General features: G+C 59.4%; 1 protein-coding gene. It reads left to right on the top strand.

Annotated features, from left to right (window positions below; all coding sequences use genetic code 11):
- Positions 1-310 precede the first annotated feature (310 nt).
- The coding region (locus EOA22_RS34540; RefSeq protein WP_164756214.1) for a calcium-binding protein at positions 311-1,145 on the top strand (835 nt) is incomplete at its 3' end.

The raw sequence follows: 1,145 nt of genomic DNA, 5'->3' as shown, positions 1-1,145 counted from the left end.
GGGAAGGTCCCGCATCCGCGCCCGATGGGCAGGGCTCTCGCGGGTGTCCCGCCAAACTTGCGATTCGGGTCCAAGGTTCCGCTCAGAAGCCTGCCACGTTTCGGCAGCATTCTCGTTGGTGCGCGCTCTTCGCCCAACCGGCCCCAGTCGCCCCACTTCACGCTCAAGCCAGCTTCGCCTGACGGACGCGTCCTGCCCCTCGGGCATTTACGTTTTGATAACCCTCCTGAGTTTGAAGACAAAACCTATCGGCTCCTTTTGCCTTGCATCGTGTTAGGGCTTGGAACAAACCAACGGAGCTGCAAGCAAAATGGCCGCCGTAACCAATGCCAAGGGCGTTCCGCTCCCCTATAGTGGGTCCTCCGCAAGGTGGTACTCGGCGACGAATTCGGGCCCGGCCCTCTACGGCAGCATCTACAACGATTCGCTGTATGGCGACGGCAGCGTCAGCGTTACGATGTATGGCGGCCAGGGCGACGATATCTACTACCTGTACTCCGCGAAAAACAAAGCGGCGGAGCTGCCCAACGAGGGCATCGATACGATCTCGACCTGGATGAGCTACAGGCTGCCGGCGAATTTTGAGAATCTGACGGTCACCGGCGATAAACAATATGCCTTCGGAAACGCATTGAACAATATCGTCGTCGGCGGTTCCGGCCAGCAGACGCTCGACGGCTTGAAGGGCGACGACGTTCTCAAGGGTGGCTCCGGCGCTGACATTTTCGTCGTCAAACCAGGCAATGGCAGCGACCTTATTCTCGACTTCGGCGCCGACGACACCGTGCGCGTCGGAGGCTACGGCTTCCTCTCTTTCGACCAGGTGCACGCCGCCATGGTGCAGTCGGGATCGAACGTCCGACTTACCCTGTCGCCAACCGAGTTTCTCGTCTTCGAGAACAAGACCATCGACCAGTTCAGCGCCAACCAGTTCGATCTCGCCCTGGACAAGTCGCATCTGACGCTCACCTTCTCGGACGAGTTCAATACGTTGAACCTGCACAGCGGTTCTAGCGGGACCTGGGATACGAACTTCTGGTGGGGTGCTCCGAACGGCAGCTCGCTCACCACCAACAGCGAGCTTCAGTGGTATATCGACACCAGCTACGCCCCCACGAGTTCGGTCAACCCGTTCAGCGTACAGG

It is taken from the genome of Mesorhizobium sp. M7A.F.Ca.US.014.04.1.1 (genome assembly GCF_003998745.1).
Lineage (GTDB): Bacteria > Pseudomonadota > Alphaproteobacteria > Rhizobiales > Rhizobiaceae > Mesorhizobium > Mesorhizobium ciceri.
The sequence above is the reverse complement of the archived record's forward strand: the minus strand, read 5'-3'. Positions and strand labels throughout refer to the sequence as shown.